Origin of the sequence: Microbacterium yannicii (genome assembly GCF_024055635.1) — a bacterium.
GTDB classification, from domain to species: domain Bacteria; phylum Actinomycetota; class Actinomycetes; order Actinomycetales; family Microbacteriaceae; genus Microbacterium; species Microbacterium yannicii.
Map to the genome: position 1 here is coordinate 13,701 of NZ_JAMXMB010000010.1, position 22,997 is coordinate 36,697.

At 70.0% G+C, this 22,997-nt stretch carries 22 protein-coding genes; 3 read left to right on the forward strand and 19 right to left on the reverse strand.

Annotated features, from left to right (window positions below):
* Window positions 1-6 precede the first annotated feature (6 nt).
* Window positions 7-1,548: an MFS transporter gene (locus NCG93_RS04890; protein ID WP_194415154.1), complete on the reverse strand. Its 1,542-nt coding sequence runs from the start codon at window positions 1,546-1,548 to the stop codon at window positions 7-9.
* A 63-nt stretch (window positions 1,549-1,611) separates the two neighbouring features.
* Between NCG93_RS04890 and NCG93_RS04895 the strand changes: the two genes are divergently transcribed.
* Entirely contained in the window at window positions 1,612-2,157 is a 546-nt protein-coding gene (locus NCG93_RS04895; RefSeq protein WP_194415153.1) for a TetR/AcrR family transcriptional regulator, read from the forward strand.
* An 83-nt stretch (window positions 2,158-2,240) separates the two neighbouring features.
* Here the strand turns inward: NCG93_RS04895 and NCG93_RS04900 are convergent, their stop codons facing one another.
* The 15 genes from NCG93_RS04900 to NCG93_RS04970 all read right to left on the reverse strand — a co-directional run bounded on the left by NCG93_RS04900 (window position 2,241) and on the right by NCG93_RS04970 (window position 18,680).
* Window positions 2,241-2,750, reverse strand: a complete 510-nt coding sequence (locus NCG93_RS04900) for a DUF2867 domain-containing protein (protein WP_252787449.1) — start codon at window positions 2,748-2,750, stop codon at window positions 2,241-2,243.
* A gap of 3 nt (window positions 2,751-2,753) precedes the next feature.
* A complete protein-coding gene (gene serA / locus NCG93_RS04905) occupies window positions 2,754-4,358 on the reverse strand; it encodes a phosphoglycerate dehydrogenase (protein WP_194415152.1) in 1,605 nt (534 codons plus the stop codon).
* Window positions 4,359-4,528: 170 nt separating this feature from the next.
* Window positions 4,529-4,945: a bacitracin resistance protein gene (locus NCG93_RS04910; RefSeq protein ID WP_241742179.1), complete on the reverse strand. Its 417-nt coding sequence runs from the start codon at window positions 4,943-4,945 to the stop codon at window positions 4,529-4,531.
* An 8-nt stretch (window positions 4,946-4,953) separates the two neighbouring features.
* Window positions 4,954-5,538: a DNA polymerase III subunit gamma/tau gene (locus tag NCG93_RS04915; protein WP_194415151.1), complete on the reverse strand. Its 585-nt coding sequence runs from the start codon at window positions 5,536-5,538 to the stop codon at window positions 4,954-4,956.
* A gap of 75 nt (window positions 5,539-5,613) precedes the next feature.
* A complete protein-coding gene (locus tag NCG93_RS04920; protein ID WP_194415150.1) occupies window positions 5,614-6,468 on the reverse strand; it encodes a peptidoglycan-binding domain-containing protein in 855 nt (284 codons plus the stop codon).
* Window positions 6,469-6,571: 103 nt separating this feature from the next.
* Window positions 6,572-7,288, reverse strand: a complete 717-nt coding sequence (locus tag NCG93_RS04925) for a copper homeostasis protein CutC (protein ID WP_194415149.1) — start codon at window positions 7,286-7,288, stop codon at window positions 6,572-6,574.
* Between the two features lie 80 nt (window positions 7,289-7,368).
* Window positions 7,369-7,575 (reverse strand): hypothetical protein, encoded by a 207-nt coding sequence (locus NCG93_RS04930; protein WP_194415148.1) that lies wholly within the window; start codon window positions 7,573-7,575, stop codon window positions 7,369-7,371.
* 88 nt (window positions 7,576-7,663) lie between these two features.
* A complete protein-coding gene (locus NCG93_RS04935; RefSeq protein WP_194415147.1) occupies window positions 7,664-9,502 on the reverse strand; it encodes a 5'-nucleotidase C-terminal domain-containing protein in 1,839 nt (612 codons plus the stop codon).
* Window positions 9,503-9,696: 194 nt separating this feature from the next.
* The gene (locus NCG93_RS04940; RefSeq protein ID WP_194415146.1) at window positions 9,697-10,959 is read right to left on the reverse strand and encodes an alpha-L-fucosidase; all 1,263 of its coding nucleotides are present in this window, start codon (window positions 10,957-10,959) and stop codon (window positions 9,697-9,699) included.
* 158 nt (window positions 10,960-11,117) lie between these two features.
* Window positions 11,118-12,365: a ketol-acid reductoisomerase gene (gene ilvC, locus NCG93_RS04945; protein WP_345508265.1), complete on the reverse strand. Its 1,248-nt coding sequence runs from the start codon at window positions 12,363-12,365 to the stop codon at window positions 11,118-11,120.
* Window positions 12,265-12,774 (reverse strand): acetolactate synthase small subunit, encoded by a 510-nt coding sequence (gene ilvN / locus NCG93_RS04950; protein ID WP_194415144.1) that lies wholly within the window; start codon window positions 12,772-12,774, stop codon window positions 12,265-12,267. The genes ilvC and ilvN overlap by 101 nt, the downstream gene beginning before the upstream one ends.
* Window positions 12,775-12,778: 4 nt before the next feature.
* Entirely contained in the window at window positions 12,779-14,584 is a 1,806-nt protein-coding gene (locus NCG93_RS04955) for an acetolactate synthase large subunit (RefSeq protein WP_194415143.1), read from the reverse strand.
* Window positions 14,585-14,631: 47 nt separating this feature from the next.
* The gene (ilvD, locus tag NCG93_RS04960) at window positions 14,632-16,350 is read right to left on the reverse strand and encodes a dihydroxy-acid dehydratase (RefSeq protein WP_194415142.1); all 1,719 of its coding nucleotides are present in this window, start codon (window positions 16,348-16,350) and stop codon (window positions 14,632-14,634) included.
* Between the two features lie 60 nt (window positions 16,351-16,410).
* Complete coding sequence (otsB, locus tag NCG93_RS04965) at window positions 16,411-17,205, reverse strand: trehalose-phosphatase (protein WP_194415141.1); 795 nt, start codon at window positions 17,203-17,205, stop codon at window positions 16,411-16,413.
* A complete protein-coding gene (locus NCG93_RS04970) occupies window positions 17,202-18,680 on the reverse strand; it encodes an alpha,alpha-trehalose-phosphate synthase (UDP-forming) (protein WP_252787450.1) in 1,479 nt (492 codons plus the stop codon). The genes otsB and NCG93_RS04970 overlap by 4 nt, the downstream gene beginning before the upstream one ends.
* 138 nt (window positions 18,681-18,818) lie before the next feature.
* Here NCG93_RS04970 and NCG93_RS04975 point away from each other — a divergent pair, with 138 nt between their 5' ends.
* Window positions 18,819-19,073, forward strand: a complete 255-nt coding sequence (locus tag NCG93_RS04975; RefSeq protein WP_194415140.1) for a hypothetical protein — start codon at window positions 18,819-18,821, stop codon at window positions 19,071-19,073.
* Window positions 19,074-19,370: 297 nt separating this feature from the next.
* Here the strand turns inward: NCG93_RS04975 and NCG93_RS04980 are convergent, their stop codons facing one another.
* Genes NCG93_RS04980 through NCG93_RS04990 form a run of 3 tightly spaced genes read right to left on the reverse strand, consistent with a single transcriptional unit; the run spans window position 19,371 to window position 22,007 of the window.
* Window positions 19,371-20,555 (reverse strand): acetyl-CoA C-acetyltransferase, encoded by a 1,185-nt coding sequence (locus NCG93_RS04980; RefSeq protein ID WP_194415139.1) that lies wholly within the window; start codon window positions 20,553-20,555, stop codon window positions 19,371-19,373.
* Window positions 20,552-21,205 (reverse strand): 3-oxoacid CoA-transferase subunit B, encoded by a 654-nt coding sequence (locus NCG93_RS04985; protein WP_194415138.1) that lies wholly within the window; start codon window positions 21,203-21,205, stop codon window positions 20,552-20,554. Before NCG93_RS04985 ends, NCG93_RS04980 begins: the two co-directional genes overlap by 4 nt.
* A 1-nt stretch (window position 21,206) precedes the next feature.
* Window positions 21,207-22,007: a CoA transferase subunit A gene (locus tag NCG93_RS04990; RefSeq protein WP_194415137.1), complete on the reverse strand. Its 801-nt coding sequence runs from the start codon at window positions 22,005-22,007 to the stop codon at window positions 21,207-21,209.
* A 187-nt stretch (window positions 22,008-22,194) separates the two neighbouring features.
* On the opposite strand from NCG93_RS04990, the gene NCG93_RS04995 reads away from it, so the two are divergent.
* A complete protein-coding gene (locus NCG93_RS04995; RefSeq protein WP_194415136.1) occupies window positions 22,195-22,983 on the forward strand; it encodes an IclR family transcriptional regulator in 789 nt (262 codons plus the stop codon).
* Window positions 22,984-22,997 lie beyond the last annotated feature (14 nt).

Genomic DNA, 22,997 nt, shown 5'->3' on the forward strand with positions numbered 1-22,997 from the left:
GTGCTCCTACGACTTCTGGCGGGATCCTCCCAGGGTAGTGGCCGCGATGACCCCCGCGACCACGACCAGGACGGCGCCGATCAGCGCGGTGACGGTGACCCCGGCGTCGAAGGCGGCCGCTGCCGCCTCGAAGAGCGCCTCCCCAGTGTTGCCGCCGATCTCGCCCGCAGCGTGCACCGCACCGGCGAGGGTCTCCGACGCGGCCCCGGCCGCGGCATCCGGGACTCCCTCGGGCACGACGAGGTTCGTCCGGTAGAGCGCGGTGAGGATGCCGCCCAGCACGGTCGTGCCCAGCACCGCACCCAGTTCGTATGCGGTCTCGGAGACCGCGCTCGCGGCACCCGCCTTCGCAGGCGGAGCGCTGGAGAGCACCAGCTCGTTAGAGACCGTCTCGGCCGCGCCGATGCCGATGCCGAGGGAGACGAAGGCCGCCACGAGGGCTCCGATGCTCTCCGGCCCCGTGGCGAAGGCCACGGTCACGTACCCTGCGACCGAGAACACGAGCGCCACCGGAACGACGACGCGAGCGGGCCACTTCTTGGAGATCGGCACGACGGCCAGGCCGGCGACGATCATCATCGCGAGGCCGGGCACGAGCGCGAGGCCCGCCTGCATCGGCGAGAGGCCGACGATGAGCTGCAGATGCTGCGCCACGAAGAAGAGGAACCCGACCAGAGCGATGACGCTGAGGAGGTTCACCATCAGCGCGCCGCTGAAGGTGCCGCGACGGAACAGCCGCATGTCGAGCATCGGCGTGCGCGCCCGCAGCTGCCGCCGCACGAACAGCACACCGAAGCCCAGTCCGGCGACCATCGGAAGCCACGCAGCGAGCGTGAACCCGTGCACGGCGAGCTCCTTGATGCCGTAGACGACGGGGATCATCGTCGCCATCGAGAGGGCGATGCTCACCGGGTCGATGCGGCCGGGCTTCGGATCGCGGCTCTCGGGAACGAGCAGCGGCGCGAGCACCAGCAGCGGAATGAGCACGGGCACCGAGAGCAGGAAGACCGAACCCCATGCGAAGTGCTCGAGGAGGAGTCCCCCCACGATCGGGCCGAGCGCCGCGCCGGCCGAGAACATGGCGGCCCATACGGCGATCGCGAGGCGGCGCTGGTCGCGGTCGGTGAAGATGCTGCGCAGCAGCGACAGCGTCGAGGGCATCAGCATCGCACCGAACACGCCCATGCCGGCGCGCGCGGCGATCAGCCATGCGGCGCTCGGGGCGAAAGCGGCGAGCACCGAGACCGCAGCGAATCCGGTCGCGCCGATCAGCAGCATCCGCCGTCGCCCGAACCGGTCGCCGAGCGTCCCCATGGTGACGAGCAGCCCGGCCAGCACCAGCGGATAGGCGTCGATGATCCAGAGCTGCTGCGCGCTCGACGGCCCCAGCTCGAGCGCGATCGACGGCAGGGCGAAGCTCAGCACGGTGTTGTCCACCGAGACGAGGAGCACGGGCAGCATGAGCACGACGAGCGCCGCCCAGCCGCGCCAGCCGACCCGGCGTCCCTGAGCGTCGGCGAGCGAGAGTTCTTGTGTGAGAGTCATCATTTCTATACCGTCCAGCCGGTATAGTATCAGGATGCGGCAGCCCCTGTCGATACGATCGACGCCATGAGTCGTCCTCCCCTCGCCCGCGAGAAGGTGCTCGACGCCTTCGAGCAGATCCTCATCGAGGAGGGCGAGCGAGCGGCGACCATGGACGCCACCGCCAAGGCGGCAGGCGTGTCGAAAGGCGGGCTGCTCTACCACTTCGGCACGAAGGAGTCGCTCGAGTCGGCGATCATCGATCGCCTGCGGACCCTCGTCGCCGACGATGTCGCCGTCATGGCCGCCGCGCCCGAAGGGCCGATCGCCTACTTCCTGCGCACCTCGGTGATGGCCAACGATCCGATCGACCGCGCCATTCTGGCCACCTCACGGCTGGCTCAGGGCGGGGATGCGGTCGCCAGCGATGCGCTGCGAGACGTCCGGGAGCAATGGGCCGCGGCCCTGCGCCCGCACACGAAGGACGCGGTGGCCCTCGACCTGGTGATGCTGGTCAGCGACGGCCTCTACTTCAACAACGCCCTGGCGGGCGGGTCGATCCCGGGACCCGTCCCCCGCGGTGCTGCCCTCGACGCGCTCATCGCCCTGGTCGAGGGCGCGACGCGGGGCTGAGCTCACCGAGCGCTGCACTCACCTGCGAGCGCGCCACTTCGCGACGGCGCGCTCGCAGGAAAGTGCAGCGTTCGCGTCGCGGTTCAGCGTCGGGTGAGGGCGCGACGGGCACGACGGAGCATCGCGTGCACGACGAGCGGGTGCGCCAGTGAGACCGGAGAGAAGTACACGCGGCCGCGCCAGTCGTTGAACGTCACAACCGTGGTAACGCGCACGACGGCGGCCGCGGCATCCACCCCCACTGCGCAGCGGAAGGTGAGGTGCTTGTCGGCGTACTCGATGAGCGCCTCTTCGCCCACCACCTCGCGGACGTCGAACACCCCGCGCGGCGCGGCCTGCAGCCCGAGGAGCGGGGCGAGCGCCATGCGCAGCCCCATCGCAGCCTTCACCCACGCGGGCGCAGACGACGGCCGGAACAGGGTCTCGGCCCAGACTCGCGGATCGTCGGTGCTGCGCGGCGGCTTGGATACGAGAATCACGTCGCCGTAGTCGAACCGCGACAGTCCCTCGAACGCCAGGCTGCGGAAGACGGGGCTCACGCCGGACGCGCCCACGGGAGCGGCCGCCTTCACGGATGCCTCCCCCGGTGCCACCGTTCAGTCCTCGGTGACCTCGATGCGACGGAACAGGTCGGCGCCCACCGACTCGCGCATCTCGTCGAGAAGCTCCTCGGGGACCGGCGAGTCGACGGTCAGCACCGAGAGGGCGCGCCCGCTCGCGTCGGCCTGCGCCACCTGAAGCCCGGCGATGTTGATGCCGGCGCTGCCGAGCTTCTGGCCGTAGATCGCGACGATTCCGGGACGGTCGGCGTACCGCATGACGAGGTGGTGGCGCTCGATGGGCACCTCGATCTCGTAGCCGTTGATGCCGACCACCTTGGGGACCATGCGCGTGCCGGCGAGCGTGCCGGCGATCGTGAGCACGGAGCCGTCGGCGAGCGTGCCGCGGAGGATCGTGATGTTGCGGTAGAGCGGGCTCTCGGCTTCGACGATCAGCCGCGTCTCGATGCCCCGCTGCTCGGCGAAGAGCGGCGCGTTCACGTACGAGACGTTCTCGCTGACCACGTTGGCGAGGATGCCCTTGAGGGCGGCCAGCCGGTAGACGCTGACGTCGTAGGCCGCGAGCTCGCCGCGCACCTCGATGTCCAGGCTCGTGAGGGCGCTGTGCGCCAGACCCGTGAAGAACTGACCGAGCTGCTCGACGAGCGAGATGCCGGGGCGCACGAACGGGTCGATGACACCGCCCGCGACGTTGACGGCGTCGGGCACGAGGTCGCCCTCGAGCGCGAGCTTGACGGACTTCGCGACCGAGACGCCCGCCTTCTCCTGCGCCTCGTCGGTCGAGGCGCCCAGGTGCGGCGTGACGACGACGTTCGGCAGGCTCAGCAGCGGGAACGCCGTGCCGTCGGGTGCCGGCGGCTCGCTCGTGAAGACATCGAGCCCGGCGCCGGCGATCTCGCCGGTGGTCAGTGCCGTGTACAGCGCCTCCTCGTCGATGAGGCCCCCGCGGGCGACGTTGACGACGAACGCCGTCTTCTTCATGAGGCGGAACTGGTCGGTGCCGATCATGCCCGTGGTCTCGGGCGTCTTGGGCATGTGGATCGTGACGAAGTCGCTCTGCGCGAGCAGGTCGTCGAGTTCGAGGAGTTGCGCGCCGAGCTGCTGCGCGCGCGTCGGGGTGACGTAGGGGTCGTAGGCGACGACCGAGACGCCGAACGCCTGGAGCCGCGCCGCGATGAGGGCGCCGATGCGACCCAGGCCGATGATGCCGACAGTCTTCTCGAAGAGCTCCGTGCCGGTGTACGAGCTGCGCTTCCAGGCGCCACCGGCCAGCGATGCGTGCGCGGCCGGGATGCGGCGGGCGAGGCTGAGGATGTGTCCGACGGTCAGCTCGGCCGCCGAGATGATGTTCGACGTCGGCGCGTTCACGACCATGACGCCGGCCGTCGTGGCCGTCTTGATGTCGACGTTGTCGAGTCCGACGCCGGCGCGCGCGACCACCTTGAGGACGGGAGCCGCGGCGATCGCCTCGGCATCGACCTTGGTCGCCGAGCGGATCAGCACCGCGTTCGCGTCGGCGAGCGCCGCCAGCAGTGCCGGGCGGTCGGTGCCGTCGACGTGGCGCACGTCGAAGTCCGGGCCCAGGGCGTCGATCGTGGCGGGAGAGAGTTCTTCGGCGATGAGGACGACAGGCTTCGGCACGGGTGGTTCCTTTGGGGGCGGTGCGCGAGCGCGCGGAGCAGGGCAGACCGGATGCCGCGCCGCACGCCGTCGGGGGCGAGGCCTGTGCCAGCCTACCGCCCGTGTGGCGGCCCGCCCGACCGTGTGACGCGGGCCCGCCCCGGCGGCGACGGCTTCAGGCGTCGGGAGATTCAGCCGAGGAAGGAGGCCGAGTTGAGCGTGGTGTACGCCACGACGTTCAACCAGAACACCGCGACCAACGCGAGGCCGGTGAGCATCACGAGCAGCAGCTCGTGCGGCGCACGCCGATATCCGATCGCGAAGGCACCGCCCCACACGATCAGGGGGAACACCGCGGCGAAGATCCAGATGAACCAGCCGAGCGCGTTGAGCGTGAGGCCCGCGTCGGCGAACACCTGGAGGGTGGCGACCAGGTTGCCGATCGCGTTCCACACCGCGTACGCGTAGAACAGGCCGATGATGCCCGCGATCGTGGCGACGAGCCAGGTGGGCGTCCTGCCCCTCCGCGTCGCGGCTGCGGGGGTGTTCGTGGCGGGGCCGGAGGCTCGCGACGCGCCGGCGTCGTCCGCAGAAGGTGCGGGAGTCACGGTCTCGTTCATTGTCCGATCGCCCCGATCATCACGAAGGGCCAGGGCAGCAGCACGATCACGCCCACCGCCAGCCACGCGAACCGCACCCATGCCCGTGAGCGGCGCGTGAGCAGGAAGGTCGTCGCGAACCACAGCACGGGCGCGAGCACGGCGAGCCACAGGCTCCCCTGGTACATCACGTCGAGCACCAGATACTGTGCGCGGCCCTGCAGTCGCAGCCCGCCGATGAGCCAGCCGATGGCGTACAGGGCGTAGATGCCGCCGAGCACTCCGAGGGCGACGAGCGTGCCGTTGCCGAGCGATCGTGCCTCCGGCGCGGGCGCGGGCGCGGCATCAATGGCGACGTCGGAGATGGAGCCGTCGACGGATGCCGCATCCGCCGCGCTCCGGGCCGCCACCGTTTCGCTGCCCCTGCCGACGGCCGTATAGCCCTTCGGAAGCACCGGTGCCTGCGCCGGCGCTTCCGGCGCGGGATCGGCCGTGGGGTCAGGTTCAGGTGCAGGCTCGCGCTCGGCGGCCGCGCCGATGTCGAGGGTGGGGTCGTCGTCGCCGTCCCACGTCAGGGCGTCGTCGTCGCGTCCGGTCGTCACCGTCTCAGAGTAGTGCTGCGCTGGCACGCCACCGAGAGCCGAACGGCGTTGCGGCGGCCCTCGGCGGACGACGTGTCACTCGAACAGGCGCAGCATCAGCGTGTGCCAGGTCTGCGGGCCGACGATGCCGTCCGCCGGCGGCAGGAAGACCTGCTGGAACTCACGGACGGCGGCGTCGGTCTGCGGGCCGAAGTCGCCGTCGACCGTCACCCCGGCGAGGAGCGTCTGCACCGCACGCACCGCCTCGCCCTTCGCGCCCGCCGGCCCGTCGCCCTGCTTCACCGTGATGATGAGGCTCGGCCAGTCCAGCTGTCCGAGGGTGGTCGAGATCTCCACGGCGCGCAGGGTCTGCTGGAAGGCGCGCGCAGCCTGACCGCTGAGGGGTCCGAACGCGCCGTCGGCGGCGATGGTCGCGCCGTGAGCGCGCAGGAGGTGCTGAGCGGCGAGCACGCGCCAGTTCGTCGCCTGCGATGACCCCTGCTTCACGAGCGCCCAGGGGCGCTCCCCCGGCACGAATGTGCTGAAGAACGACCAGGTCTCGCGTCCCGCGACGCCGTCGAGGGTGAGTCCCCACGATTCCTGGAAGAACTCGACGCGTTCTTTGGTGATCGGACCGAAGTTCCCGTCCACGACGAGCGGCGGTTCCCCCGGCGAGCGTGCCAGCCCGAACTGCTGGACGGCGCGGACGGCGTCCCCTGTGGACCCCTGTTGGACTGCGATCACCAGCCGCGGCCAGGTGATGGGGCCCACGATGCCGTCGGACGGCACGCCCTGCGCGGTCTGGAATGCACTGACGGCTGCGGCGGTCGCGGGGCCGTACACACCATCGACGGTCACGGCATGGCCGTGCGCGCGCAGCAGAAACTGGATGCCCGGGACGATCGCGGCGGATGATCCCGCTCCGACGGTGCTCCACGGTTCGACGTTCATGACGGCTCCTCTGATCGGTGTCCGATGCGGGGGCTTCGCCCCACTGGCTTCCGAGGCGTCGCCGGGGCGCCGTGATACGTCGGCGCCAGAACGGCGACGCGCCTCAGGCGGCCGCCGCGACGGCCGCCGCGACGATCGCCGCATCGGTGACGTCGTGCCCCTCGGAACCGCCCCCGGGCCCGGACGGCGCGTCTCGAGCGATGCGCGACCGTGCCGACAGGTGGACGGCGTCGACGCCTGCGGCGAAGAGTGCCGGGATGTCGGCCGGCTGCACGCCGCCGCCCGCCATGACCTCGACAGCGCCCGACCGTGCTGCGAGATCCGCCAGCGCACGCAGCCCGTCGATGGACCGGGTCGCGCCGCCGGAGGTGAGCACACGGTCCACGCCCTCCGCGACGAGCTGGTCGAAGACGGCGCCGGGGTCGGCGGCGGCATCGACGGCTCGGTGGAACACCAGCGCAGCCGAGCCCGCGGCATCCCGCCATGCTCGCAGCGTGGCGACGTCGAGGCTTCCCGCTGCCGTCAGCGCCCCGACGACCACCCCGCCCGCGCCGCGCTCGACGCAGGCGCGGATGTCGGCCGCCGCCACCGCGACCTCTTCGGGGCTGTAGACGAAGCCGCCGCCGCGGGGACGGACCAGGACGTTGACGGTCGACGGATCGACGGCCGCCAGCACGCTCTCCAGGGTCCCCAGCGAGGGCGTCAGGCCGCCGACGTCGAGCGCCTGGCACAGCTCGAGACGCGTGGCCCCCGCCTCGAGCGCTGTCCGCGCACCCGCGGCATCTTGAACGGCGATCTCGACGGGGCGGTGTGCAGGCATGCGGCGAGCATATAGCGGGGGCGAGCGGGGCACGGGCAGAGTGAGACCCGCCGCTCCCCGGGCGGCGGGTCTCTACGGATTCAGGAGAATCGCAGTTGGCGCGGCCTCGCGAAGAGGCCGCGGAACCAGACGCCGGCACCGGCGATCACGTGCCCCGTGGGGCTCACGGGAGTGATGGTGGCGCCGCGATCGGCGATGCTGTGGAGAATCTCGTTCTCGCGATCGAGGGCGACCGCCCGCTCGCGATGGAGCCGGTCGGCCGTGAAGATCAGGGCGATGCCGTCCATGGCCGTTCCTTTCGTGGTGACCGCCGGGTCGGCGATGCTGTGATGCTCTGAGTGACGGGCCCCTCCCGGTGATACGCCGCGTCGCCCGTCAGAAGACCGGGGTGCCGGCTCGCACGAGCTTCCAGTTCACGACGTGGAAGTCGGCGGGGTCGATCACTCCCGTGTCCGACGCGTAGGCGACGATCGCCTCGCGGATCGCGACCTGGGCGTTGTAGACCACCGGTGCGCCCGCGATGTGCGGGAAGCCGCCGCCGCCGGACTGACGGTAGTTGTTGACGGCGACGACGAACCGCTGGTCGGCCGCGACGGGCACACCCGCCCACGCCAGGTTCGCGATGCGTGAGCCCTGCGGCTGTGAGATGTCGATGTCGTAGGTCACGCCCGACAACTGGTCGAAGTTGTAGTCGGGGGTGTTCAGCGCGTTCGTCCACGACGCCGGTGCAATGGGTGCGTCCGGGGCGACAGTGAGGAAGTACTTCGCCGAGTACTCGAGATAGTCCTTGATCTGGGCGCCCGTGAGCACCGATGCCAGCAGCGTGTTGTCGTAGATGTAGAGGCCCGCGACATCCCTGATGGTCACCTGACCGGCGGGGAACGTCGCGGCGCGGTTGAACGGCGCCGCGATCGAGATGATTGGAAGGGATGCCTCGGCCGAGCCCGCGATCGCCTTCGACACCGTCTCGATCTGCACGTGGTTGACGTAGTCGAGGATCGCGGTGTCCTTCCAGCACGACTCCGCGGCCGACAGCGTCTCGGTGGACGTGGCGACCGGCGTGTTGACATAGGCGACGACGGCGTCGTGCTGCGCCTGGACGACCGCCACCAGCGCGGGGTCGTCCTCGACGGTGTTCGCGTTCACCGAATGCGCCGACGCCGACAGCACCGTCCAGGATCCGCGTGAGAACGCGAGGTCGAGGTCGAACACGCTGAGCCGCTGCCCCCACTTCGCGGGCTCGCTCATCACGACCTGCTTGCCTGTCGCCGTGTTGGTCACGATGCGCTGCGGCACGTCGTTGTGCGCGTGACCGAACAGGATGACATCGATGCCGGGCACCCGCTCCGCCAGCAGCGCCGACGCGTTCTCGACCGGCAGGTCGCTCCCGTACGACGACAGTCCGCTGTCGCCCGCGTGCACGCTCACCACGACGACGTCGACGCCCCGGCGGCGCATGACCGGCACCCAGCGCGCGGCCGACTCGACGACGTCGAGCACGTCGACCTGCCCGCTGACGTTCGCCTTGTCCCAGATCACGATGCCCGGGTTGGTGAGACCGAGCACGCCGACCCGGATCGGCGGCAGCCCGCGGCCTGCGTGCAGGGTCTTGATGACGAACGGCTCGTAGCGGGGCACCGTCGTGCCCGCGTGCACGGCGTTCGCAGCGAGGGCGGGCGCGTCCAGCTGCGAGATCCAGTTGTCGAGGAAGTCCAGGCCGTAGTTGAACTCGTGGTTGCCGAGGGCGACGGCGTCGTAGCCGATCGCGTTGAACTGTGCGGCCATCGGGTGGATGGCGCCCGACGTCGTGACGGGGTCCACCGTCGCGAAATAGAACCCGAGCGGGGTGCCCTGCAGCGTGTCGCCCGCATCGAACAGCAGCGTGCGCTCACGCCCGACGTCTGCCCGCACCTGGTTCACCAGGCTCGACACCCGCGCGAGTCCGATGGCGTTCTTCGCGCTGTCGCTGTACGCGGCGTCCTTGTAGTAGTCCCAGTTCAACGCGTTCGCATGGATGTCGGACGTGCCCATGATGGCGATCTTGACCAGCTTCTGGCCGGGCGCAGCGACGGCCTTGGGCGCGGTCCCCCAGCCGGCCGCTGCCAGCACACTCGCCGCCGAGGCGCCGACGAGGAAGTTTCGCCGGCTGAGGCCTGAGCGCGGCGGGGTGTCCGCGAGCGGCGGCAGGTCGTGGTCGGGCGCGTTGTCAGGCATGTGTTCTCCCATGGCGAGGATCACATCACGCGCGTGTGCTCCGCGACAAGGATCCGCTCATGAGGAAACTCTCAGCGAGGCGTGGTGCGTCGGCACGGGGCGACGAACTCCACTCGCACCGAACATCCGATGTTAAGTCCGTGCGTCCTCGCGCGGGCACCGGTCGTCTGTCTGCTGCGCTCGCCGCGATGCACTCAGCCCGCATCGAGGGTGAGCTCGACGACAGGAACGACGACGTCGGGCCGCACGACCGGAAGGTGGATCGAGAGCGTGCCCTCCGCCTCCCCCGCCGGGATCAGGTTGCCGGCCGTCTGCGTCGGATCGGCGACCGACGTGCGCAGCCACGACCCGTCGTGAAGGAACCGCGCGTACGACACCTTGCCGGCGAGGTCGGGCAGGTGCACGAAGCCGAGCGGCCACGACAGCAGGTGCAGGTAGAGCTTGCTGCCACGGCGCGTGTAGACGCCCTCCCGCGGAGGCGTGAAGTCCGCATGCCCCGCGCCGACGATCGCGCCTCGGTGCAGCCGCATCCACTCCGCGATCTCGGAGAGCGTGCGCTCGTCCCGTGGCGCGATCGCGCCGCGACCGTCCGGGCCGATGTTGAGCAGCATGTTGCCGTCCATCGACACCGAGTCCGCGAGCATCTGCACGAGGAGCGTCGCAGACTTCTGGTCGGCGTTGTCGCGGTGGTAGCCCCACGAGCCGTTCATCGTCTGGCACGCCTCCCAGACCTGCAGCTCGCCGTCGACCGTGAGCGGGGAGGTCGGCTGATACTGCTCCGGCGTCACGAAGTCTCCCGGGATGCCGAGGCGATCGTTGACGAGCATCTCGGGCTGGAGTCGGCGGCACATCGCCAGAAGGCCCTCGGCATCCCAGTCCTCCGGTCCCTTGCCGGCCAGACCGTCCACGGTCTCGGGAGACGTGAAGTCGAAGAAGAGGTAGTCGATCCGGCCGTAGTCGGTGAGCAGCTCGCGCACCTGCGCGTGCAGGAATTCGCGATAGCGCGCCATGTCGCGGCCCTGGTTGAGCGCCGCGACGTCGTCACCTCGGCGCGGATGGTTCCAGTCGACGGTGAAGTCCGGGTGATGCCAGTCGAGGAGCGAATGGTAGAGACCCACACGCAGCCCCTCCTCCCGAAGCGCGTCGACGTACTCGCGCACGAGGTCGCGGCCGCACGCGGCGACCGCGTTGAAGTCGCTGACTGCCGTGTTCCACAGCGCGAATCCGTCGTGGTGCTTCGTGGTCAGGACGACGTAGCCCATGCCCGTCGCCTTCGCGCGGCGCGCCAGCGCCTGCGCGTCGAACAGGTCGGGATCGAAATGATCGAAGTACTGGCGATAGTCCTCGTCCGTCAGCCGTTCGTAGTTCTGCACCCACTCGTGTCGCGCCGCGGCGCTGTACAGACCGAAGTGCACGAACATCCCGAGCCGCGCGTCGTCGAACCACTGCTGTCGCATTCTCGCCCACTCACCCTTTCGCCTGTGCGTCCTCTCCCATCCTGACACAGACATCCGATGTTTGCGTCAGGCCGAGCCCGGCACCCGAACGCAAGAGCCCGGCCCCTTCCGGGGCCGGGCTCTTGGAGCCCCGCGCTACGCGCGAGGCGGAGCGTGCATCAGCGCGCGGCGCTGCCCTCGACGTAGTCCTCGTCCTGCTGCTTCCAGGCGAAGAGCGAACGCAGGTCCTTGCCGACCGACTCGATCGGGTGGGCAGCGGCCTTCTCGCGCAGCGCGAGGAACTCGACGGCGCCGTTGTCCTGGTCGTCGATGAAGCGCTTCGCGAACGCGCCCGACTGGATGTCGGCGAGCACGGCCTGCATGTTCTCCTTGACGTGCGGGTCGATGACGCGGGGGCCCGAGACGTAGTCGCCGTACTCAGCCGTGTCGGAGACCGACCAGCGCTGCTTGGCGATGCCGCCCTCCCACATGAGGTCGACGATCAGCTTCAGCTCGTGCAGCACCTCGAAGTACGCGATCTGCGGCTGGTAGCCGGCCTCGGTCAGCGTCTCGAAGCCGTACTGGACGAGCTGCGACACACCGCCGCACAGGACCGCCTGCTCGCCGAACAGGTCGGTCTCGGTCTCTTCGGTGAACGTCGTCTTGATGACGCCGGCGCGCGTGCCGCCGATGGCCTTCGCGTACGAGAGCGCGGTCGCCCACGCCGAGCCCGAGGCATCCCGCTCGACGGCGATGATGTCGGGGATGCCGCGACCGGCGACGTACTCGCGGCGCACCGTGTGGCCCGGCGCCTTCGGGGCGACGAGGATCACGTCGACGCCCTCGGGCGCCTCGATGTAGCCGAAGCGGATGTTGAAGCCGTGCGCGAACGCCAGCGTCTTGCCGGGGGTGAGCTTGTCCTTGATGCTCTCGTTGTAGATCGAGCGCTGGTGCTGGTCGGGCGCCAGGATCATGATGAGGTCGGCCCACTCGGCCGCGTCGGCGACCGACTTGACCTCGAAGCCCTCGTCCTGCGCCTTCTCGGTGGACTTCGAGCCCTCCTTGAGCGCGATGACGACCTCGACACCCGAGTCGCGCAGGTTCTGGGCGTGGGCGTGACCCTGCGAGCCGTAGCCCACGATCGCCACCTTCTTGCCCTGGACGATGCTCAGGTCGGCATCGGCGTCATAGAAGATCTCAGCCATCTTCGTGTTTCTCCTTGATGTTGTGGTCTTTCGGTCCCTGAGCCTGTCGAAGGGCCGGTGGTTCGGTGTCGGACGCTTCGACAGGCTCAGCGACCGTGGAAAGGTGTCAGGGCGCGCTGGGTCAGCCGCGCAGGACGCGCTCGGTGATGCTCTTGCCGCCGCGACCGATGGCGACCAGGCCGGACTGCGCCAGCTCCTTGATGCCGAACGGCTCGAGGGCACGCAGGAAGGCCTCGACCTTGCCCTTGTCGCCCGTCACCTCGACGACGAGCGCGTCGGGAGCGTAGTCGACGATCTGCCCGCGGAACAGGTTCACGACCTCGAGCACGTTCGAACGCGTCTGGTTGTCGGCGCGCACCTTCACGAGCATGTGCTCGCGCTGGACGGATGCCGAGGTGTCGAGCTCGACGATCTTGATGACGTTGATCAGCTTGTTGAGCTGCTTCGTCACCTGTTCGAGCGGAAGCTCGTCGACGTCGACGACCACGGTGATGCGCGAGAGTCCGGGGACCTCGGTGACACCGACGGCGAGCGACTCGATGTTGAAGCCGCGGCGTGCGAACAGCCCGGCGACGCGGGTCAGCAGACCCGGCTTGTCCTCCACGAGGAGGCTCAGCACGTGACTCGTCATGGCCTCAGTCCTCCTGCTCGTCGAAGGCGGGCGAGTGGTCCCGCGCGTACTGGACGTAGCTGTTGCTGACACCCTGTGGCACCATCGGCCACACCATGGCGTCCGCGCTCACCACGAAGTCGATGACCACGGGCCGGTCGTTCGTCTCGAGGGCGGTCTGGATCGCGGCATCCACGTCCTCTTCCTTCTCGACGCGGATCGCGAGGCAGCCGTACGCCTCCGCGAGCTTCACGAAGTCGGGGATGCGCACGGTGCCGTGCCCGGTGTTCAGGTCGGTGTTCGAGTGACGGCCCTCGTAGAACAGCGTCTGCCACTGGCGCACCATGCCCAGCGACGAGTTGTTGATGATCGCGACCTTGATCGGAATGTTGTTGATCGCGCAGGTCGCGAGCTCCTGATTGGTCATCTGGAAACAGCCGTCGCCGTCGATCGCCCACACGACGCGGTCGGGCTCGGCCACCTTGGCACCCATCGCCGCGGGCACGGAGTAGCCCATCGTGCCGGCGCCGCCCGAGTTCAGCCAGGCGTTCGGACGCTCGTACTTGATGAACTGCGCAGCCCACATCTGGTGCTGGCCGACGCCGGCGGCGTAGATGCCCTCGGGGCCGGTGAGCTCGCCGATGCGCTTGATCACGTACTGCGGCGACATGAGGCCGTCGGTGGGCTGCGAGTACCCGAGCGGGAACTCGTCGCGCAGGCCGTCCAGGAACGACCACCACTCGGCGATGTCGGGCGCGGCCCCGTCGCTCAGGGCGCGGAACGCGGCGTCGAGGTCGACGAGGACGTCCTTCAGGTCGCCCACGATCGGGACGTCGGCCGTGCGGATCTTCGAGATCTCGGCCGGGTCGATGTCGACGTGCACGACCTTCGCGTTCGGGGCGAAGAGCGCTGCCTTGCCGGTGACCCGGTCGTCGAACCGCGAGCCGAGGGCGACGAGCAGGTCGGCCTCCTGGAGCGCGAGCACGGCGGGGACGGTGCCGTGCATGCCGGGCATGCCGAGGTGCTGCGGGTGCGAGTCGGGGAAGGCGCCGCGCGCCATCAGCGTCGTCACGACGGGGGCCCCGGTCGTCTCGGCGAGCGAGCGCAGCTCTTCGGAGGCGCGCGCGCGGATCACGCCGCCGCCGACGTACAGCACCGGCTTCTTGGCCTCGGCGATCAGCTGCGCCGCCGCCTGGATCTGCTTGCCGTGCGCCTTGGTCACCGGGCGGTAGCCGGGAAGGTCGATCTGCGGCGGCCAGACGAAGGGCGCCTCGGCCTGCTGCGCGTCCTTGGTGATGTCGACGAGCACCGGCCCCGGACGGCCGGTCGATGCGATCTCGAACGCCGCCGCGAGTGCTCCGGGAATGTCCTCCGGGCGCTTCACGAGGAACGAGTGCTTCGTGATCGGCATCGTGATGCCGACGATGTCCGCCTCCTGGAAGGCATCCGTCCCCATGAGGGTCGAGAACACCTGTCCGGTGATGCAGACGATCGGCACCGAGTCCATGTAGGCATCGGCGATCGCCGTGACGAGGTTGGTGGCGCCGGGACCGGAGGTCGCGATGGCGACGCCGACGCGACCGGATGCCGCAGCGTACCCCTCGGCGGCGTGACCGGCGCCCTGCTCGTGGCGGACGAGGATGTGGCGCACCGACTCGTCGTCCATGAGGGGGTCGTAGACGGGCATGATGGCCCCGCCGGGAAGACCGAAGACGTCGGTCACCCCGAGCAGGTCGAGCGAGCGGACGACCGCTTCCGCGCCCGTGAGCACGGGCGTCGAGGCGGTGCGGGCTGGCGGCCGGGGAATGGCCGCGGCGGTGTCGGCTGACATGGTGAGATTCCTCACAGACGGGTCGGACGGGATGCCGGGAACCAGGCTCAACCGGTGGTCGCGCCCTCCGCAGCGGAGCGCACGAGTCGGGAGTACTTGGCAAGGACGCCACGGGTATAGCGCGGGGGAAGCGGCTCCCAGCCAGAGCGGCGGGAGTCAAGCTCAGCCTCGTCGACGAGTAGGTCGAGAGTGCGAGCCGCGATATCGACCCGTATCAGATCACCATCGCGCACGAAGGCGATGGGACCAGCGTCCACCGCTTCGGGTGCTATGTGGCCGATGCACAGGCCGGTTGTGCCGCCTGAGAATCGTCCGTCCGTCAAGAGTAGTACATCTTTTCCGAGCCCTGCGCCCTTGATGGCCGCCGTGATGGCCAGCATCTCGCGCATGCCGGGGCCGCCCTTCGGGCCCTCGTAGCGGATCACGACGACGTCGCCCGCCTGGATGGCACCGGCTTCGAGGGCATCCATCGCCGCGCGCTCGCGCTCGAACACGCGGGCCGGGCCTTCGAACACATCGGCGTCGAAGCCCGCGGACTTCACGACGGCGCCTTCCGGCGCGATCGACCCGTGCAGGATCGTGATGCCGCCGCTGGCGTGGATGGGGTTGTCGAACGTGTGGATGACCGTGCCGTCGACCGGGTCGGGCGCGAGGTCGGCCAGGTTCTCGGCGAGCGTCTTGCCGGTGACGGTGAGAGCGTCGCCGTGCAGCAGACCCTCGTCCAGCATGGCCTTCATGATGACCGGGATGCCGCCGTGACGGTCGACGTCGTTCATGACGTACTTGCCGAACGGCTTCATGTCGGCCACGTGCGGGACCTTGTCGCCGATGCGGTTGAAGTCGTGCAGGCTCAGGTCGACGTCGGCCTCACGGGCGATGGCCAGCAGGTGCAGCACGACGTTGGTCGAGCCGCCGAGCGCCATCGCCAGGGCGATGGCGTTCTCGAACGCCTCCTTGGTGAGGATGTCGCGCGTCGTGATGCCCTGGCGCAGCAGGTTCACGACGGCCTCGCCCGAGCGGTGGGCGAAGTAGTCGCGGCGGCGGTCCGCCGAAGGCGGTGCCGCGGAGCCCGGAAGACTCAGGCCCAGCGCCTCGGCGACCGAGGCCATCGTGTTCGCCGTGTACATGCCGCCGCAGGCGCCCTCGCCGGGCGCGATGGCGCACTCGATGCGCTTGAGGTCCGCCTCGCTCATCTTGCCCGCGAGGCAGGCTCCGACGGCCTCGAACGAGTCGATGATCGTGACGTCCTTCTCGGTGCCGTCCGAGAGCTTGACCCATCCCGGTGCGATCGATCCCGCGTAGAGGAAGACACTCGAGAGGTCCAGCCGCGCGGACGCCATCAGCATGCCGGGGATCGACTTGTCGCAGCCGGCGAGGAGCACCGAGCCGTCGAGGCGCTCAGCCATGATGACGGTCTCGACGGAATCGGCGATGACCTCGCGCGAGACGAGCGAGAAGTGCATGCCCTCGTGGCCCATCGAGATGCCGTCCGACACCGAGATCGTGCCGAACTGCAGCGGGTAGCCGCCGCCGGCGTGCACGCCCTCCTTGGCGCCCTGCGCGAGCCGGTCGAGGCTCAGGTTGCAGGGGGTGATCTCGTTCCAGCTCGAGGCGATGCCGATCTGCGGCTTGTCCCAGTCCGCATCCCCCATGCCGACGGCACGGAGCATGCCGCGCGAGGTCGTGGCTTCGATGCCGTCGGTGACGACGCGGCTGCGGGGCTTGATATCGATGGTGTTGTCAGCGGGCGAATGGGGCTGGGCCATTGGCTCAGTCTATTCCCGCGGGCCCACGCGCTCGCCCGCCATGACGCTGGCCGGGGACGCTCACCCCCGCACGCGTGTGCGCTCGGTCGCGAGGAGCGTCAACAGCTCGGCGAGGGCGGCGATGTCGGGCACGCGTACCGCGGCCGCCGTCGGACCGTCGCCGACGCGCACGCCCAGGTCGTCCGCGCCCAGGCTCGCCAGCGCGTCCTCGTCGGTCACATCGTCTCCGGCGAACAGCACGGCCGTCGCTCCCACGCGCTCGCGCAGCTCGGCGATCGCGGAATCCTTGCCCTCGTGGCGGAACGCGAACTCCACGATGTTGTGCCCGCTCCGTCGACGCCAGTGCGGCGCCTCCGCCGCGACGATCTCGTCGGCGAGGCGATTCGCCTCAGCCGCGGCCTCCGCTGTCGCCCGCCGGGTGTGGACGCCGAACCCGAAGGTCTTCGGCTCGATCCAGACGCCGTCCAGGTGCGCCGTCGCCGCCTCGGCGTGCGCGCGCAGCGCGTCGCGGAGCGCGACATCCGCCTCCTCTTCGCCGTGGCTCTGCAGGCCCTCGCCCGGGATCCAGAACTCGGCGCCGTGGGATCCGGCCAACAGCACGCGCGACGCATCGTCGTGCTCGGCGATCACCCGCAGGTCGACGAGACTCCGGCCCGAGACGAACGCCACGACCGTGTCGGGTGCGGCGACCACGGCGTTCACCGCGTCGCGCGCGGCAGGCAGCATCCGTGCATCCATCGGCTCGTCCTCGAGCGGCGACAGGGTGCCGTCGAAGTCGAGTGCGACGAGGAGGAGTTCGGATGCCGCGACCCCGGCGATCGCCTGGCGCACGTCGTCCGCGAGGTCCACACTCATGCGCGTGCCTCCGCCGATCGGTTGAGCGCGGGGAACCGGTTGCGCTCGCGCGCCCCGTCGAGGGCGTCGAGGAAGGACTGCGACCACCGTGCGACGTCGTTCTCCACGACCTTGCGCCGCAGCGCCCGCATACGGCGGCCCTGCTCGGCAGAGGGCATCTCGATCGCACGCATGATCGCGTCCTTCATGCCGTCGATGTCATGAGGGTTGATGCGCACCGCGCTCGGGAGCTCGTCGGCGGCGCCGGCGAACTCGCTGAGCACGAGCACGCCGCGGTTGTCGATGCGCGACGCGACGTACTCCTTGGCGACGAGGTTCATGCCATCGCGCAGCGCGGTGACGAGCATGACGTCTGCCGCGAGGAACAGCGCCACCATCTCCTCCCTCGGGTAGGCCTGGTGGAGGTAGCGGATCGCGGTGTGCCCCATCGTGTCGTGGTCGCCGTTGATGCGGCCGACGGTGAGCTCGATCTCGTCACGCAGCTGCATGTAGGCGGCGACGCGCTCCCGGCTGGGGCTCGCGACCTGCACGAGCGTCACGTCCTCGACCGCGATCTTCCCGTCTTCCAGCAGCTCGCCGAACGCCTTCATGCGGTGCCGGATGCCCTTGGTGTAGTCCAGGCGATCGACGCCGAGCAGGATCTTCTTCGGGTTGCCCAGGCTCTCGCGGATCTCCTTCGCGCGCGCCCGCACATCGTCCTGCCGGGCGAGCTCGATGTAGGACGACGCGTCGATCGAGATCGGGAACGCCTTCGCGAGCGCACGCCGGGTGGTGCCGTCGGGATTGGGGACGGTGATGCCCGAGGCCTTCGTGTCGTACCGCAGCTGGCGACGAACGGCCCGGGCGAAGTTGCCCGCGTCCGCGACCCGCTGAAAGCCGATGACGTCGGCGCCGAGCAGCCCCTCCAGCACCTGGCGGCGCCACGGCAGCTGCGAGTAGAGGCCGTATGCCGGGAAGGGAATGTGGTGGAAGTAGCCGATCGTCAGGTCGGGGCGCGCCTGTCGCAGCATCTGCGGCACCAGTTGCAGCTGATAGTCCTGCACCCAGACGGTCGCTCCGTCCGCCGCCACGGCAGCGGCGGCTTCGGCGAACCGGCGGTTCACCTTCACGTAGGCGTCCCACCAGACGCGGCGATAACGGGGCTCGGCGATGACATCGTGGTAGAGCGGCCAGAACGTGTCGTTCGACATGCCCTCGTAGTAGAGCTCGACGTCTTCGGATGTCAGCATGACCGGCACCAGATGCGTGCCCTCGAACTCGAAGGGGTCCACCTCGATGTCGGGCTGCCCCGGCCAGCCCACCCACGCGCCATCGGCCCGGCGCATCACCGGCTCGAGCGCGGTCACGAGCCCGCCCGGCGAACGTCGCCAGCTGGGCTCGCCGTCGCCGTCGGCAACGCGGTCGACGGGCAGGCGATTGGCCACGACCACCAGTTCGGCGATCCGGCCGGGCGAGGGAGGGTGGGGTTGTGTCACGCGGGCTCCTGACGTTTCGTGGACTCGGCAACGGCCCCAGGCTAACAGCGCCCCCCTCCCGCCCAGATGCCCTTGACGCGCGACGCAGGGCCATGTCAAGGGGCGCATCGGCCACGACTGCCGCGCTAACGTGGCCTCATGCGCAAGTACCTCTTCGGCACCGGCATCATCACGGCGTTCACCGGCGGGCTGACGCTGCTGAGAGGCCTTCGTGAGAATGAGCCGTTCACGTGGCGCATGGCGCTGGCATGGCTCAGCTGGGGGATCTCACTGGCGCTCGCGGTCGGCGCTGTCGTCGACGTGCGCCGGGCGTCGCGCGGCGTGCTCATCGCGAACGACTCCCCCGTCCACGGCCGCGAGAAGAAGCTGCTGAAGCGCCGCCTCGACAGCTGATCGGCGCCGGCAGCTTCGATCGCTCATCGAGCACCCACGGGACGCAGCGCGCCCCTGCTCCGGTCGCTGAGCGAGCGCCAGCGAGACGAAGCGCAGGCTCCCCCGCCCCGCCGGCACCCACGGGACGCAGTGCGCGGCCCTGCTCCGGTCGCTGAGCGAGCGCCAGCGAGATGAAGCGTGGGCTCGCCCGCCCCGCCGGCACCCACGGGACGCAGCGCGCCCCTGCTCCGGTCGCTGAGCGAGCGCCAGCGAGACGAAGCGTGGGCTCGCCCGCCCGGCCGGCACCCGCCACAGCCCTCAGCGCGTGAGGATGAGCGCGTCGCCCTGGCCACCGCCGCCGCAGAGCGCGACCGCGGCGGTGCCCCCGCCGCGGCGAACCAGCTCGTGCACTGCGTGGACGACGAGGCGGTTGCCGGATGCCCCGATCGGGTGCCCGATCGCGATGCCGCCGCCGTGCGGGTTGACGACCTCGTCGGAGAGTCCCAGCTCGGCCTGCGAGCGCGCGACCACGGCGCCGAACGCCTCGTTGATCTCGACGATGTCGAGGTCGGATGCGACGATGCCCTGCTTGGCCAGCGCCTTCTCGATCGCCCGGGCCGGCTGGGCATGCAGCGAGTTGTCGGGACCTGCGACCTGGCCCGAGGCACCGACGACGGCAAGCACGTCCCACCCGTTCTCGTCGGCGTGGGAGCGCGTCGTGAGCACGACCGCCGAGCCGCCGTCCGAGATCTGCGACGAGTTGCCCGCCGTGATCGAGCCGCCCTGGGCGAAAGCGGGGCGAAGACCCGCGAGGGTGTCGACCGTCGTATCGGGCCGGACGCCCTCATCCTTCGTCACGATGACCGGGTCGCCCTTGCGCTGCGGGATCTCGACCGGCACGATCTCGGCGTCGAAGACGCCCTCGGCCTGCCCTGCGGCGGCGCGCTGATGAGAGCGGGCGGCGACGGCATCCTGAGCCTCGCGCGTGATCTCGAACCGCTCGTTGTGGCGCTCCGTGGATGCACCCATGCTCTCGCGGTCATACGCGTCGGTCAGCCCGTCGTACGCCATGTGGTCGAGCACCTCGATGGAGCCGTACGCCCAGCCGTCGCGCGAGCCCATCAGCAGGTGGGGCGAGCGCGTCATCGACTCCATGCCGGCGGCGACCACCACGGTCGCGTCACCCGTGGCGATCATGCGGGCGCCGTCGATGATGGCCGTGAGCCCCGACAGGCACACCTTGTTGACGGATCCCGAGTGGACCTCCCACGGGATGCCGGCTCCCACCGCCGCCTGCCGCGCCGGGTTCTGTCCGCTGCCGGCGGCGAGCACCTGGCCCACCAGCACGGCGTCGACGGCGTCGGCCGGGATGCCGCCCTTCTCGAGCGCGCCGCGGATGGCGGCGCTGCCGAGCTGCACCGCGGTGAGCGGAGCCAGCTGGCCCTTGAGGCGTCCCTGCGGAGTCCGCGCGGCCGCGACGATGACGACGTCCTCGTGGTTCATGCTTCCACCTTAAGTTCGTCCGAGACCCGCAGCTCCGGTTCGGTCGCGGCGATCACCTCGGCCACCGAGACACCCGGGGCCGTCTCGACCAGCACGAGTCCGGCATCCGTCACATCGATGACCGCGAGGTCCGTGATGATCCGGTCGACCACACCGCGACCCGTGAGCGGCAGCGAGCATTCGTTCACGATCTTCGCCGAGCCGTCCTTGGCGACGTGCTCCATCAGCACGATCACCTTCGCGGCGCCGTGCACGAGGTCCATGGCGCCGCCGGGACCCTTCACCATCTTTCCGGGGATCATCCAGTTGGCGAGGTCGCCCGACGCCGAGACCTGCATGGCGCCGAGGATCGCGGCGTCGATCTTGCCGCCGCGGATCATGCCGAAGCTCGTCGCGGAGTCGAAGAACGCGGCGCCCGGGAGCGTGGTCACGGTCTCCTTGCCGGCGTTGATGAGGTCGGGGTCGACGTTCTCCTCGGTCGGGTACGGACCGACGCCGAGGATGCCGTTCTCGGACTGCAGCACCACCATCACGCCCTCGGGCACGAAGTTGGGCACCAGCGTCGGCAGGCCGATGCCGAGGTTGACGTACGACCCGTCGGCGAGCTCGGCAGCCGCGCGGGCGGCCATCTCGTTGCGGTTCAGCGGCATGTCAGGCTCCTTCGGGAATCTCGCGCGCGGCGGCCTGGGCGACGCTGACCGTGCGCCGCTCGATGCGCTTCTCGATGTCGGACCCGACCTCCACGATGCGGTGCACATAGATGCCGGGAAGATGGATGCTGTCCGGGTCGAGTTCGCCCGGTTCCACGAGCTCCTCCACCTGGGCGATGCAGACCCGCCCGGCCATGGCAGCGAGCGGGTTGAAGTTGCGCGCCGCCTTGTTGAAGACGAGGTTGCCGTGGCGGTCGCCCTTGAGCGCGTGCACCAGTGCGAAGTCGGTGACGATCGCTTCTTCGAGCACGTAGTCGCCCGGCGTGCCGGCGACGTCGAAGCGGCGCACGTCCTTGACCGGCGACGCGACGGCGATGCTGCCGTCGGCGGCGTAGCGGCGCGGAAGCCCGCCTTCGGCGACCTGGGTGCCGACGCCGGTCTGCGTGTAGAACGCGGCGATGCCCGAGCCGCCCGCACGCAGCTTCTCGGCGAGCGTGCCCTGCGGCGTGAGTTCGAGCTCGAGTTCACCGGAGAGGAACTGCCGCTCGAACTCCTTGTTCTCTCCGACGTAGGACGACGTCATCTTGCGGATGCGCTGGGCGTTCAGCAGGATGCCGAGGCCCCAGTCGTCCACGCCGCAGTTGTTGCTGACGATGCTGAGGTCGCTCGTCCCCTGCGCGAGCAGCGCTTCGATGAGGGCGATGGGGTTGCCCGAGAGGCCGAATCCCCCCACCGCGAGCGAAGCGCCTTCGGGGATGTCGGCGACAGCTTCGGCCGCCGAGGCCCAGGTCTTGTCGATCACATGCACTCCCTCGTGTCTGACTGATCCGCAGCAACTCCTTCCGATCCGGCCATCGCCTGCCCAGACGCGGTGGAGATCACCGGAACTGCGTCGGATCGGAGGAGTTGTGTCAATCCTGCGCCGCCCGGTGCGGGTTCGGCGCGTCCCCACTTGCCATGTGGAGCCTTCCTCGCTTAGCGTCCATATTGTGGACACCGAGCCGAAGCGCATCATCCCGGGCGCCCAGTCGATCGCCCGCGCAGCCCACTTGCTGAGGCTCGTGACGTCGGGCGGCGACGACGGGATGCCGGTGGCCGAACTCGCCCGCCGCGCCGAGCTCACCCGCCCCACGACGCACCGGCTGCTCGCCGCTCTGCGTCAGGAGGGCCTCGTCGACCAGGACGAGCGCACCGGACGCTGGATGCCGGGCCCTGAGCTGTTCCTGATGGGCACCGTCGCGGCATCCCGCTATGACGTGACCGGGATCGCCCGCGACATCGTCCGCTCACTCGCGGTGCGCACCGAGGAGAGCGCGTTCCTCTCCGTGCGCCGCGGCGACGAGACCGTGTGCCTGCTGCGGGAGGAGGGCAGCTTCCCGATCCGCTCGTTCGTGCTGTCGGAAGGGGTCCGCTTCCCGCTGGGCGTCGCTTCGGCGGGCCTCGCGATCCTCGCCTTCCTGCCGCCCCACGATGTGGACGCCTACTTCGAGCGTCATCCCGAGCTTCCCCGTGAATGGGGGGCCGCGCACAGCGAGCCCCGGCTGCGGACGCGGCTGCGCGACACCCAGGAACGCGGCTACGCCGTGAACCCCGGTCTCATCGTCGAGGGCTCGTACGGCATCGGCGCGGCGGTCTTCACACGCGAGGGCCACCCCCAGTGGGCGCTGAGCCTGACGGGCGTGGAGTTCCGCTTCGGCCACGACCGGCTCCCGGAGCTCGGCCGAACCCTCCTCGCCCACGCGCACCAGCTGACGATGCGCATCGCCGCCGCGCGCTGACGACCTGCCGGCGG